At 72.9% G+C, this 12,298-nt stretch carries 12 protein-coding genes; 2 read left to right on the forward strand and 10 right to left on the reverse strand.

Going from position 1 to position 12,298, the window contains the following annotated elements:
• Window positions 1-39: 39 nt before the first annotated feature.
• The 8 genes from ACQP17_RS03345 to ACQP17_RS03380 form a co-directional block, all read right to left on the reverse strand.
• Window positions 40-1,923, reverse strand: a complete 1,884-nt coding sequence (locus ACQP17_RS03345) for a carbamoyltransferase C-terminal domain-containing protein (RefSeq protein WP_433854855.1) — start codon at window positions 1,921-1,923, stop codon at window positions 40-42.
• Between the two features lie 107 nt (window positions 1,924-2,030).
• Window positions 2,031-3,614, reverse strand: a complete 1,584-nt coding sequence (locus tag ACQP17_RS03350; protein WP_433854856.1) for a radical SAM protein — start codon at window positions 3,612-3,614, stop codon at window positions 2,031-2,033.
• 194 nt (window positions 3,615-3,808) lie between these two features.
• Entirely contained in the window at window positions 3,809-3,979 is a 171-nt protein-coding gene (locus ACQP17_RS03355; RefSeq protein WP_433854857.1) for a hypothetical protein, read from the reverse strand.
• 779 nt (window positions 3,980-4,758) lie between these two features.
• Window positions 4,759-5,796, reverse strand: coding sequence for an iron-containing redox enzyme family protein (locus tag ACQP17_RS03360; RefSeq protein WP_433854858.1), 1,038 nt, complete (start codon window positions 5,794-5,796; stop codon window positions 4,759-4,761).
• Complete coding sequence (locus ACQP17_RS03365) at window positions 5,793-6,011, reverse strand: CDGSH iron-sulfur domain-containing protein (protein WP_433854859.1); 219 nt, start codon at window positions 6,009-6,011, stop codon at window positions 5,793-5,795. Before ACQP17_RS03365 ends, ACQP17_RS03360 begins: the two co-directional genes overlap by 4 nt.
• Entirely contained in the window at window positions 5,995-6,675 is a 681-nt protein-coding gene (locus tag ACQP17_RS03370) for a HemK2/MTQ2 family protein methyltransferase (protein ID WP_433854860.1), read from the reverse strand. The genes ACQP17_RS03365 and ACQP17_RS03370 overlap by 17 nt, the downstream gene beginning before the upstream one ends.
• 173 nt (window positions 6,676-6,848) lie before the next feature.
• Window positions 6,849-7,310 (reverse strand): hypothetical protein, encoded by a 462-nt coding sequence (locus ACQP17_RS03375; protein ID WP_433854861.1) that lies wholly within the window; start codon window positions 7,308-7,310, stop codon window positions 6,849-6,851.
• Between the two features lie 274 nt (window positions 7,311-7,584).
• Window positions 7,585-8,277 (reverse strand): DUF4232 domain-containing protein, encoded by a 693-nt coding sequence (locus tag ACQP17_RS03380; protein WP_433854862.1) that lies wholly within the window; start codon window positions 8,275-8,277, stop codon window positions 7,585-7,587.
• A 398-nt stretch (window positions 8,278-8,675) separates the two neighbouring features.
• Here ACQP17_RS03380 and ACQP17_RS03385 point away from each other — a divergent pair, with 398 nt between their 5' ends.
• Window positions 8,676-10,148, forward strand: coding sequence for a helix-turn-helix domain-containing protein (locus tag ACQP17_RS03385; protein ID WP_433854863.1), 1,473 nt, complete (start codon window positions 8,676-8,678; stop codon window positions 10,146-10,148).
• A 72-nt stretch (window positions 10,149-10,220) separates the two neighbouring features.
• Here ACQP17_RS03385 and ACQP17_RS03390 read toward each other — a convergent pair whose 3' ends face one another.
• Together ACQP17_RS03390 and ACQP17_RS03395 are read right to left on the reverse strand one after the other, a co-directional pair.
• Window positions 10,221-10,757, reverse strand: a complete 537-nt coding sequence (locus ACQP17_RS03390) for a GNAT family N-acetyltransferase (protein WP_433854864.1) — start codon at window positions 10,755-10,757, stop codon at window positions 10,221-10,223.
• A gap of 73 nt (window positions 10,758-10,830) precedes the next feature.
• Window positions 10,831-11,460 carry a cysteine hydrolase gene (locus tag ACQP17_RS03395; protein ID WP_433854865.1) on the reverse strand — a complete coding sequence of 210 codons (630 nt, stop codon included), beginning with the start codon at window positions 11,458-11,460 and terminating at the stop codon, window positions 10,831-10,833.
• A 225-nt stretch (window positions 11,461-11,685) separates the two neighbouring features.
• On the opposite strand from ACQP17_RS03395, the gene ACQP17_RS03400 reads away from it, so the two are divergent.
• Window positions 11,686-12,156: a pyridoxamine 5'-phosphate oxidase family protein gene (locus tag ACQP17_RS03400; protein ID WP_433854866.1), complete on the forward strand. Its 471-nt coding sequence runs from the start codon at window positions 11,686-11,688 to the stop codon at window positions 12,154-12,156.
• Window positions 12,157-12,298: the final 142 nt, after the last annotated feature.

A 12,298-nucleotide genomic window follows, 5' to 3' on the forward strand; every position in this document is an offset into this window, starting at 1 on the left:
CCGGGGAATCGGGTACGGGGCACCGGACGGCGGCGGGGGTCACTCGACGATCAGGCGGCGTTCGGGCAGCACCACGGCGTCCAGCGCGGTCCCGGTGAGCAACTCCAGTGCCTCGTCGAGGTGGTTGAGGAGCGGCCGGCCGCCGCCGTTGGCGCTGGTGTTGATGAGGACGGGCAACTCCGTTCGGGCGGCGACCGCGTGGCACAGCCGGTGCAGCAGGGGCTGCGCGTCGGGCCGTACGGTCTGCAGGCGGGCCGTGCCGTCGATGTGGCGTGCCTCGGCGAGCAGTTGGGCCCGGTCGGCACGCACCCGCACCGCGAACAGCATGGTCTCGGTGTGGTCCAGGGGCCCGGTGAAGAACTGGTCGGCCAGCTCCTCCGGGCAGATCGGCGCGACCGGCCGGAACCACTCCCGGTTCTTGATCGTCTGGGAGACGTGGCGTCGGGCGCCGCTCCAGTGGGCGGAGACCAGCAGCGAGCGGTGGCCCAGCGCCCGCGGGCCGGTCTCCAGGCCGCCCTCCAGCCAGGCCACGCACCGCCGGTCGGCCAGCAGGCCGGCGACGGCCTGGACGAACTCCTCGTCGTCGGCCGGGGAGCGCAGGGACAGCCCGAGGCCGGTCAGCCGCCGCCGCAGGCCGTCGGCGGCGGCCGCCTCGTCGCCGTCCGCCGCCGCCAGGCCCTCCAGCGGCGGGCCGGCGTAGGCGAGCGGCGCCCATCCCGAGCGGCCCAGCAGGGCCGGGCGTTCGGCCGGTTCGGCGACGGCCAGCGCCGCGCCCAGCGCGATCCCCGAGTCGTCGCAGCAGGTCGGAATGGACACCCGGGTGAACTGGTCGCTTTCGGCGAGGCGGCTGTTGGCGGTGATGTTGAGCGCGCAGCCACCCGCGTAACAGAGCGTCGCGTAGCTGGGAAAGCGCCGGCTGACGCCGGTGACCAGCGAGGTCAGGTCCCGCTCGACGGCGGTCTGCAAGGTGGCCGCCAGGTCCCGGCAGACGCGCGCGTCCGGTGAGGTGCCGACGGGGGTGCTCCGCCCGTCCGCGGTGCGGATCTCGTCGGGGAAGACCGACCCGAAGGAGTGCACCACATCGTCGTCCGAGGAATCCGCCAGGCCCGCGTCCAGATAGCCGCCGCTGTACGGGTCGTACTCCCACCAGGTGTCGGCGTAGCGCAGCGCGGTGCCGGTCAGCCGGTCCTCGTCGAGCTGCTCGTACAGGTCCGGCGAGGCGCGCCGGGTGGACTGCGGGACGAGCATGGCGCGCAGCACCGGCAGCAGGGCGTCGTCGGTCTCCCCGGTGGCCGACAGGCCGAGCAGCTTGCCGGTGTCGAACTGGCTGCCGTGGACGCGCCGGGCGAGCGCCTCGTAGACCAGGCCGAAGCGCGGGCCGGTGCGGTTGGTGAAGGACATCACCGGGGTGAGCCGGTCGCCGTCGCCGAGGCAGACCATGCCGCACTCGGCGTAGTTGCCCGTCCCGTCCAGGGCCAGCACCAGGGCCTTGCGCGCCCCGGAGGTGTAGTACGCGAGGGCGGCGTGCGCGTAGTGGTGGCGCACCGCGGTCAGGGTGAGGTCGCCGAACCCCTTGGCCAGCGGCCAGTCGACGGGTTTGATCACCCGGGTGACCGCGTCGGCGAGGCCGGTGCCGCCGGTGGCCGTCCAGCGGGCATCGTCGTTGACGAGTTCCACCAGGGCCGGCGGCAGCACCCGGCACACCGGCGTGTACCAGTCGGCCACCGCGATCCCGGTCACCGGGCCCGCCGCCCCCGCCCGCAGCTCCGCCAGCCACGCGGCGGCGGCCTGTGCGAAGTCGCCGTTGCCGCCGCACACATGGCGCAGCCCCAGGCGGCGCTCGGCCTCGATGACGCGGTAGCCGCCCGCCTCGGTGAGCGCGGCCCCCGCGTCGTGGCCGAAGTGCATCCCAATGATTGCCATGGAACCAGTCACCCTTCCTCGGCCCGGACCGGGGTCGTGGGGCCGGGTGTGGATCGGCGGCCCGCCTCGCGCGGGGGCGGGCCGTGGTGGAGAGCGTCGGGGCCGGCTCAGGACAGCGTGGCGAGGCTCTGCGCGTGATGGCGCTCCAGGAGGCCCTGCACCACCTCGCGCATGTAGGCGCAGTAGCCGGGTGACATGACCTGGATCGAGCCGTTCTCCTCCTCCAGCGCTCCGGCGGAGCCGCCCGAGCAGGTGCCCTGGAGCTCGCAGCCCTGGCAGCCGGGGCCGTTGGTGTAGGCCCGCATGCCGTAGTCCTGGTAGGCGGGCGAGGAGAAGATGCCGCGCCAGTCGTCGATGGTGCCCAGCTTGCGGGCGGTGGCCTTGCAGGCGAAGACGCTGCCGTTGGGCTCGATGGAGAGCTGGCGGCCCACCGCCGGGCAGGTCTTGTAGTCGGCCTGCTCGGCCCACTTGGCCTCATCGATGATCATCTGGAAGGTCTGGTACCAGTAGCCGCTGAGCTGCACACCGCGCGCCCGCCCGTAGTCGACGGCGGCCAGCAGCCGCTGCGCCACGTCGTGCGGGTTGTGCTTCTGGAAGAACTCCTTGGCCTGGAAGGACACGATGACGTCGAGGCTGTCCAGACCGGCCTCGGCGACGAAGTCGATGAGCGGGGTGCCCCACTTGTCCCAGGTGAACTGGGAGAGCACCGAGGTGATGCTGACCGGGACGCCCGCGGCCTTCATGTCGAGGATCGCCTTGCGGATCACCTCCCACGAGGTGCGCTGCTGCTGCCCGCCGCGGAACTCGCCGGTCTCCGGGACCAGATAGTCGATGGAGACGGTGGTGTCGACGCGGTGCCGGGCGAGGGCCACCAGCAGCTCGTCGTCGATGCGGGAGCCGTTGCTGGTCAGGTCGTAGGAGAGGGTGACCCCGTCGTGGCTGTCGCCGAAGGTGCGCAGCACGTGCAGGATGGTGCCGCGCGCCAGGGTGGGCTCGCCGCCGAAGAACGACACCGTCAGATGGCCGCCGCCGTTGGCCTTGCGCAGCTCGATGGCCTCCTTGACGGTCTTCTCGGCCACCTCGCGCGACATGTGCATCGAGGGGTTGCGGACCTCGTCCGCGCCGTGGTTCCAGTCGCCCTCGGCGAACGTGGGGCCCGAGTCCTGGCGGGTGGGGCCCGAGACCTCGCGTGAGCGGCGCAGTTCGACCAGGACCGGCCCGGGCTTCACCGACTCGCCGGAGGTGTTGCGTTCCTCGACGCCGCCGTCGAAGTTGTACGCGAAGCAGCCCTGGCAGGAGAAGTTGCAGGCGTTGGTGAGCACGAGCTGGATGGAGGAGTGGAACACCCCGCTTCCCAGGGCGCTCTGCCGGCTCTCCAGCAGGCCGTCGATCTCCGCGGCCTCGTCGTGCCCCGCCTCGACGAGGAACCGGGCCTCGACGAGATCACGCAGCGAGTCGTCGTCGGCCCGCTCCCGCAGCCGGTCCCAGCTGGCGCCCTGGGAGGCCTCCTGGAGAAGTTCGACGATGTCCCGGTCGATCAGCCGGGCATTTCCGAAGAGCGCGTGAAAAGCCATGGTCCGCTCGTCGTCCTCATAGGAATCGAGGCGGCCTCCGAACGACGTGAAATCCCGGTTGCCCGCGGCACGCAGGGTACGGACATAGCGCGAGGACTGGTACATCGAATTCTGCATGGCTGAAGACTTCTCCCTGCGTCGCACGACTTCCGACGCGATGTACGGCACGGCCCTGGTGCGGCGTTCGGCACGGCGTCGGTGAAAAGGGCCCCGGGCGCGGAGCCGTGGGACGCGGTCCGGCCCCGGCCCTCGACCCGGCCCGCGCGACACCGGGGCCCGGCCGGTGGGCGGGGCCCCGGGAAACTCAGCCCTTATTGGGCCGACGCACACTCGTCCCGCTGCTCGGCGGGGGCCGGGACGGCCTCCGCCTGCTGGTGGGCGGGCGTGATGGTCGGGGCGTTGCCCTTGTCCGGCGAGACGAACGCACACGGACGGGACGACGCGGTGACCGCGGGGCGGGCAACCTTCTTGACTTCGGCCATATGGCCTCCTCAGTAGGTGCGAAACAACGCGTTCCACTGAAGCAGAAGAAAACACCACGCAATAGGCCTGCTACCGGACACGGTGAGAAAAGCGCGGAACTCCGGGGCGCACACATGGGAATTGATCCTTCGCCATTCGCCGTGTGCCACGCCAGCTGCCCCTTTACCCGCGCACTCCCGCGTGATCCGGCGATTTGCGATCATCGCCGATCGCCTTTCAGCTGCCCCCGCACAGGGTGAATTCCGGCCAGGAAGGGGGTGGCGCGGAGCCGAACGCGGCCGGCACGACACGCACGCCTCGGGCGCACGGCCGGCCGGCTCGCGGGCCGCGCACGGCGCGGTGGGCGGCGGCGCCCCGGCACCGCCGGGTCGTCCCCGGTTCCTCGGCACGGGGCAGCGCCCGGGCGGCGTCCCTACCTACCGGGGCGCTGAAGGCTCCCGCGAGGCGCCGCGTTCACGTTCTGGTGAGGGCTTCGGGGCCTTGTCCGGGCCCGGCGGGGGCGGTGGTTCGGGCTTGGGGTGGACGGGGTCCTGGGGGCCGGGCGGCGGCTCGGGCGACTCGGGCTCGGTCGGCCGGCGCGGGCCGTCCGGCGCCGGGCCGGTCTCCGCTCTGCTGTCGCACGCGAGGTCGTTCATCCGTTGCCGCTCCTTTCGCCGCGCTGCCGTGTGGCAGTTTCGTTGCGGCTGCCGTCTCCCACGCCGTTCGGCTTCGCCTGCGGGTGCCCCCTTCCCGGTGGCGTACACCTGAGCCGCGAAGGGGCCCGCCGCCGTGGGAGCGCTCATCCGCCCACCGGGGAGGGTGCGCGGGGCAAGGGGGCCCGCAGTGCGCTGTGTTCGGCTTGCCAGGACCGGAGGAGGTGGGCGGCGAGCCGGCCTTCGAGAAATACGGTCGCCCCGATGCCGAAGGCGACATCGGCCTCCAGGTGCGGTGCGTCCCGGAGCAGTCCGCCGACCACCTCCTTGCGCACCACCTGCTCATGGACGGCGTCGGCCACCGCGTGCTCGTCGTAGAACCGCTGCGCCGCCGGGCCGGCGCCGATACGCCGCATCGCCTCCGCGAGCCGTCGGGCCCCCGGCGGCGAGGTCACTTCGAGGGTGGCGAAGTGACCGACCGACGCCCCGCGCAGGGACCGGTGCAGCCCCAGGAGCGACATGAGGTTGACGGTGGCGAGCGCCTCGGCGGGCGCCAGGTCGACGTAGTGGCCGTAGGCGGTCTCCAGCGCGAGGTCCGCCATGAGGTCGGCGAAGAGCCGGGCGTGGATGTCCTCGGCCCGTCCGGCGCCGAACTCGTCGAATTCGATGGCGACCATGCCCGCCTTCGCGCGGCCCCGCAGGCGCGGGAGGACCCATGCGTGGGGGTCCGCCTCCTTGAGGTGGTAGAGCGAGCGGAGTGCCGCGTACTCCCTCAGCTGCCACAGCCGGCCCTCGCGCTTCAGGTAGTGGCTGACGCCGGTGCCGTCGTCCCCGGCGGGCTCGCTCAGCAGGCCGGCCATCGCCTCCGGTACACCGGACACCGGGGCGTCGGCGCGCAGCGCGGTGAGGAAGGTCTGCTCCAGAAAGCGCCGAACGGCCAGCAGGGACGGGTCCCACTCGTGGTCGTCGGGTACGCCGTCGAAGCCCTGGTAATGCAGTTCGTACAGCGCGTAGAGGGCGAGCTGGGGATCCGCCCCGTAGGGGTCGTCGCGCCGGATCTCCTCCCCCGTGGGCAGTGGTCCCGAACCGGTACGCAGCCAGGAGAGCACCGCGTCCGACAGGCCGCCGCGCGGGTCCGGGAGCCGGGGAGCGCCGAGGTGGCCGTCCACGGCGCCGGCGCTCACGGCCCCTCCGCTTCGTCGGCGGCGATGCGGCGGCGGTGACTGGTGTCGCACCAGGGGTAGCTGCGGCTGCGCCGGCAGGTGCAGATCGCGACCACGAAGCGGCGGGAGACGGTCACCGAGCCGTCGTCGCCGACCACCTCCACGGGGCCCTCCACCAGGAGCGGGCCGCCACGGTCGACGGTGACGCGCCGGGGGCGCTCAGGTGTGTTCGGCACGGATGATCACCAGCTCCTCGCTGTCCTGGTGCGCGTCGAGCAGGCGGTGGCGGCGCAGCCACGGCAGCCGCGCGCGCAGCACCGGACCGAACGGGATGAGCGCACGGTCACTGACCGTCGCCCGCAGGCCCGCACAGGACAGCCGCTCCAGCGTGTCCTCGGTGCCGCACAGCCCGGACTGGACCATGAGCAGCACGCCCCTGGGGCGCAGGGCCCGCGGCGCGGCGTCGCAGATGCGGTCGATGAGCAGCCGTCCGTCCCGCCCGGCGTCCCAGGCGCGGGCCGCCCCGTGGGGCGAGCGGTCACCGGGGGCGGGGACGTACGGCGGATTGCTGACGAGCATGTCGAAGGAGCGGCCGCGCACGGCCGCCGTCAGATCGCCCCACCGGACGAGGACGTGTTCCCGCGAGAGCCAGGCGTTGACCTGCGTGGCCAGCACCGCCCGCCACGAGATGTCGACGGCGGTGACCCGGGCCCCGCGCCGGGCCGCGCCCACCGCGACGGCCCCGCTGCCCGAACCGAGATCCAGCAGGTCGGTACCGGCACGCACGCCCTCGCGGTACAGCGCGCGCAGCAGCAGCCGGGTGTCGTCCTGGGGGCCGTAGACACCGGGCAGCGTCACAAACGGCCGGGTGCGGGGGCGTGCCGTCGGCACCGCGCTCATCCGGCACCTCCGTCCCGCGGACCGGGAGCGGAAACGGGGGCCCGCTCCCCTGCCCCCTCCTCAAGGGTCCGCGCTCTCGGACCGGGCCACCACCCGAGCGGCTGCGCGGTGCGGGAACAGGCCCGTGACCAGGAGGAGGCCACGGCGCGCTAGGCCGGAACCCTGCCGTCCCTTCAGCCGGCTCTGCCGGCGGCGGAGAAGTACGCGCGGGAGGCGGGAAGGAGCAGGACCACCGAGATCGCGGCGGTGAAGACGTCCGGCGCGTAGGAGGACAGGACGCTCCAGTCGAGGGTGGCGAGCCCGCTCATGCTCATGTCGTTGAGCGCGTACAGCAGATAGCCGGCGCCCACCACGATCATCGCCCACCGGGCCCCGTTGCGTCCCCGCCGCATCCACACGGCGCACAGCAGCCACGCCGCGGAGAGCACCGCGAGCACCCCGGCGGACAGGCACAGTTGAAGGATCGCGCCCGACAGCCCCGCGTGTTCCTCCAGTTGCCGGAAGCCGGTGGGCGGAATGACGAACACGTCCAGTGCCCAGCCGCCGAATTCGAGGAACACGGTGCCGAAGGCCGCCTTGAAAGCGATCTCCACCTCGTTCGGGGGCGGGATGCGGCCTGCGGTGGCGCGGATCATTCTCTCCCTCTCCTGGAGGCGTGGGGCGGGGCTCTCCCGCGAACCCGTACGGCCCTCTGCGGGCCCCTACGGGCCCTGACGGTCGGTAGCCAAGACGGTGGACACCGGTTCCGGGTTCCACCGGTCGGCGCGCGGCCCGTACGGAGGTCCCGCAGGAGATCCCGCAAGGATCCTGCAGGGGCACCCGTACGGGCCACGACGGAGTGACATGCCATCAGGGGCGCACCGGCACACGGTGATTGCCCCGTGTGCCGGTGCACTCCGCCGCGATCGGTCAGAACTGCAGCGCGTCGGCCGCCGTGGCTTCCCAGTAGGTGACCGAGGCGTTGTCGTCCTTGTACGTGCCGGTGGGCAGGCTGAGCGTCACCGGCGCACCGGTCGAACCGGAACCGCTACGCGGCGCGAAGTACACCGTCAGCTTCCGCGCGGTGCGGCCGTGGTCGCCGCCGGCCGCGCTGCTGAGCAGGATGCCCGCGTAGGCGGACCGGCCCGGGGGGAGCGTGGCCACGGCCTGCGGCTTGCTGTCCTGGTTGACCTGCGTGGCGGACTGCTCGTCGTCGAAGCGCAGGGACGGCGCGTAGTAGGCGTTGCAGGTGCGGGAGCTCTTGTTGGTGATCGTCAGCAGCATGTGGTTGAGGGGGCGCGGCACCTTGGTGATCACGGCGGTCACGTTGTCCCCCGTGCAGGCATCGGAGGCACCGGACGCCTTGCCGGGTGCCTTCCCCGCGGCCGGGCTCTTCGCCAGGGCGGAGTTCTTCGCTGCGCTGGGAGCCGAGTCGCTGCCGCTGTCGTTACTGCCGGTGCCGGTGCCGTTGTCACCCGACCGCGCCGTGGCCCCTTCGGCGACGGCCTGCCCCGGGGAGCGGGCGTCCGTGGACGAGCCGCCACAGGCACTCAGGGACAGCGCGGCCAGGGCGGCGACGGTCGCGGCGACGGCGGTACGGGGGCGGATACGAGTGCGGAACATGATCTGCGTTCCCTTCCTTCACTTGTGGAGATGTCGTGCTGGTTGTGGTGTTGCGTGTGACGTTCGGGGGGCTGGGTTCGTGTGGCTGGGGGGATGGGTTTGTGCGTGCGGGGCCACGGTCCCGACCGGAGAGCGCTCAGTTTCCGTCGAGCAGTGAAATGACGATCGCAACGCAGGCGATCAGCACGGCGAGGGCGACAACATCGCTGAGACTCGGGCGGGTTCGCATGGCTCTTCCGTCTCGACGGCACTGGACACAGCTTGCGAGGCGGTCGTCGTCGCGCCAACCGATCCTGGACAATGAGAGAAGCTGGAACGCCGATTACGGCCTTGACCAGGGGCGTTGACCCTTCCCTGGAACAGCTTCCTGGAACGGCGGAACGAAGAGGGGGGACCAGGTGGCCACAGAAGCCGAAGGATTCGCGCACCTGCTGCGCCGGCTCAAGGAGCGCTCCGGGCGCAGCTACGGCGTCCTCGCCGGGCAGTTGCACATGAGCGTGTCCACGTTGCATCGCTACTGCAACGGCGACGCCGTGCCGGTGGACTTCGGCCCCGCCGAACGCCTCGCCAGGCTGTGCGGGGCGAACCGCGAGGAAATGGTGGAGCTGCACCGCCAGTGGATCGTCGCGGACGAGGGGCGCCGCCGCGGACGCTCGGCCGCGGCGGCGGCAACGACGGCGACACACACGACGCCGCCTCGGGACACCGGGTCGGACACGCCGGTGGAGACACCGGCACGCTCCGGAACGTCGGCGTCCGCTGCGCCCGCGCCGAACTCCCCGCACACGGACGGCTCGTCGGACGGCCGGTCGGACCACGCGACGGACGGCCCGCACGACGCGGGCGGACCGGCACCCGCCGCCCCCGGCACCCCGGACTCGCCCCGTTCCACCGCCACCGCCCCGAACGCCGAGGGCGACACCGGGGCCACCGCCGCCGCACCCACCCGAAGACGCCTCCGCTTCGCCCTCGCCGCCCTCGCGCTGGTCTGCCTCTGCGTACCGGCGGCCATGGCGTTCGAGGGGGCGTCGGGGAGCGACAGCGGCAGGGAGTCGCGTACCGCCGCGGACTCGCCGGCCGCCGGCGACCACCCCACCGCGCCCGCCAGGAAGGGCCCCGCGCCCGCGCCTTCCGCCTCGAAGCACTCCCCCGCCCACGGCGACAAGGGCAAGCACGGCCCCTCCCCGTCCACCCGCCCGGAAGCCTCCGAGGCGAACCGTCCCTCCACGGGGGACGACGGGGTCGAGAAGGGCGGCGGCTCCGCCCCGCACATCGGCGTCAGCTCGTACAACTGGGACGGGCCCTGCGGCGTCGACTACCTGCTGCAGCAGGAGCCGGAGCACGTCCCGCCGCCCCCCGCGCCGCAGGACAGCCGTGGCTGGGCGCGCGCCCTGGGCGGCGTCGACGGCGGCAGCCTGCCGCTTCAGCTCACGGCGACCGGCGCCTCGGACGAGGCCGTCGTCCTCACCTCGCTGCACGTCCGGGTGGTGAGCACGGATGCCGCACTCCCCTGGACCGCCTACTCGATGGGCGACGGCTGCGGCGGGGGCGTCACCCCGCGCAGCTTCGACATCGACCTGGACGACGCCCGGCCGACGGCGAACCCGGTGGCCGGCCAGGACGGCGACGTCAAGGTCCCCGCGAAGGACTTCCCGTTCAAGGTGTCCACCCACGATCCGCAGGTCCTCAACCTCACCGTGCACACCGAGGGCCACGACGTCAGCTGGTATCTGGAGGTCGGCTGGAGCAGCGGCAGCCGGCGGGGAACCGTGCGGGTCGACGACGGCGGAAAGCCGTTCCGCACCAGCGCCGTCACGGGCCGCGAGCACCTCACCTACTGGGCGACCAAGCACAAGTGGGTGCCCAAGTAGGCGGCACGAGTCCTGAGTAGGCGGCACGCGTCGTGGCGGTACCGCGGTCCTGCCAGGACGGCGTGCGGACGGTCAGGGCCTGCCCACGGGTGACCGCGGCGCCGGGGACTCCCACCTGATCTCGCCCTCGTGCCGGTGGCCGGTGGGGGCCAGGCCGGCAGCGGCGGCAACGGCGGCGGACGCGTGATGGTCGGGATGGATGTGGGCACGGATCACCCGCACGTCCTGCGCCCACAGCCGGCGGACCACCCCTCGTGCCGCCTCGGTGGCGATCCCGCGCCCTTGCCACGGCGTCCCGACCACCCAGGCGACCTCGGCCACCCCACCGCGCCCTTCAGCGGTGACCGTGGCCTGCACCGTCCCGGCCAGGCACTGCTCCGCACGGATCCGGATCACCCAGTTCCACCACGTCTGCGAGGGGTCCGGCGAGCCGGCCACGAGGTGTGCATACCGTGAGCGCAACGCCGGCGCGGAGTGCGGAGCACCCCCGATGAAGGCATGAAGCGCCGGGTCGGAGAGCACCTCGGCCATCTCGTCCGCGTGCGCCACGGCGAGCGGCACGAGGTCCAGTCTCCCGGTCTCGATGGTCCCGGCGTTCATGGCGTCCACACAGCGTCCCTTCCTGTCCGGCCGCTTCCGCTGCCGACGCCCCGGGGCGTCCCGCTCAGCGGTCGCGGCGCGGTCATCGCCAGCTCGCCAGGACATCCTCCGTGGTGGTGACGGTGGCGACCAGGGAGAGGGTGTCGCGGAGCATCGCGGCGGTGTATTCGGCGGGCACCCCCGCGATGGCGTCCCCGGGGACCACGGCCGTGTAGCCGAGGTTGACCGCGTCGAACACGGCATTGGGAATCGCCACATTCGCCGACACCCCGGTGACGACGAGCGTGCGGCACCCGGCGTTGCGCAGCAGCGCGTCCACCTCCGTGCCGGCGATCGGCGAGAGGCCGTGCAGCCGGCGCACGATCAGGTCATCCTCCGTCACGGGAATCGGATCGGCGACCCGTACCGCCGTGGACCCTGCGAGCTGTTGGACGGGCAGCCGCTCGGCCGCTCGGAAGAGGCGGGCGTTGCGGCTGGCGCCCCGGCCGTCGGGACGGCGTTCCGCGATCGCGTGCAGTACCTGGACGCCGGTGTCATGGGCGGCCGCCACCAGCCGCGCCACGTTGCCCAGCGCTCCCGACGCGCGGGCCGCCTCGGCCAGTTCGGGCAGCGCCCCGTCCGGGCCGACCACGCCTCGCTGGCACTCGACGGTCAGCAGCACCGTCGAAGCCGGGTCCAGTTGCGCGACGAGCCGCGCGGCGTCCGAAGGCATCGCATTCCCCTCTGGCGGATCCGAGTTCCCCGACGGCCCTTCACGGCGGGCCCGTTCACGGCGGGTGACGGTAGCGGGCATTGCGTGGACCGGGAAGACCCGGGCATTGCGTGGCCCGGGAAGACCTCGCATTATTTCTGACACTCAGTCAGCCATCGAAGGCGGACGGGCGCGGGGAAACGGGTCGATGCCCCTGGGCGGGCACACGGCGGAGGGCAGGAACGGATGGCCGGCACACAACGGCGCGGGCGCCGGATCATGATGACCCGGGGCGAACTCGACGCGTTCCTCGAAACGCAGCGCACCTGCCGGGCCGCGACGGTCGGCGGTGACGGCACACCCCACGTCGGGGCGCTGTGGTTCGTCTGGGACGGTACGGCGCTGTGGCTGTATTCGATCACCCGCAGCAAGCGGTGGGCGCAGCTGCGCAAGGACCCGCGGCTCGCGGTGGTCGTCGACGACGGGCACGCGTACGGCGAGCTGCGCGGCGCCGAGCTGACCGGCCGGGTGGACTTCGTCGGGGAGGCCCCGCGCACCGGTGAGCACTGCCCCGAACTGGACACCCCGGAGCGCCTCTTCGCCGAGAAGTACTTCGGGATGTCCCGGATGCCGCACGACGGCAGACACGCGTGGCTGCGTCTGACGCCCGGGTCGGTGGCGTCATGGGACTTCGCCAAGATCCCTGGGGGAACGTGAACGCTCCGGGGGACACCGGAACGCCGCGGGGGCTCGCGCGCCGGGCCCCCGCGAGGTGCGGGCCCCGGCGCGCGAGCCCCCGCGGGGTACAGACCCCGATGACGTGCAGGTCCCGGCCCGGGTGGAGGCCCCGCCAGCAAAG

The sequence above is a fragment of the Streptomyces kronopolitis genome (genome assembly GCF_050953795.1).
Taxonomy (GTDB): domain Bacteria; phylum Actinomycetota; class Actinomycetes; order Streptomycetales; family Streptomycetaceae; genus Streptomyces; species Streptomyces kronopolitis_A.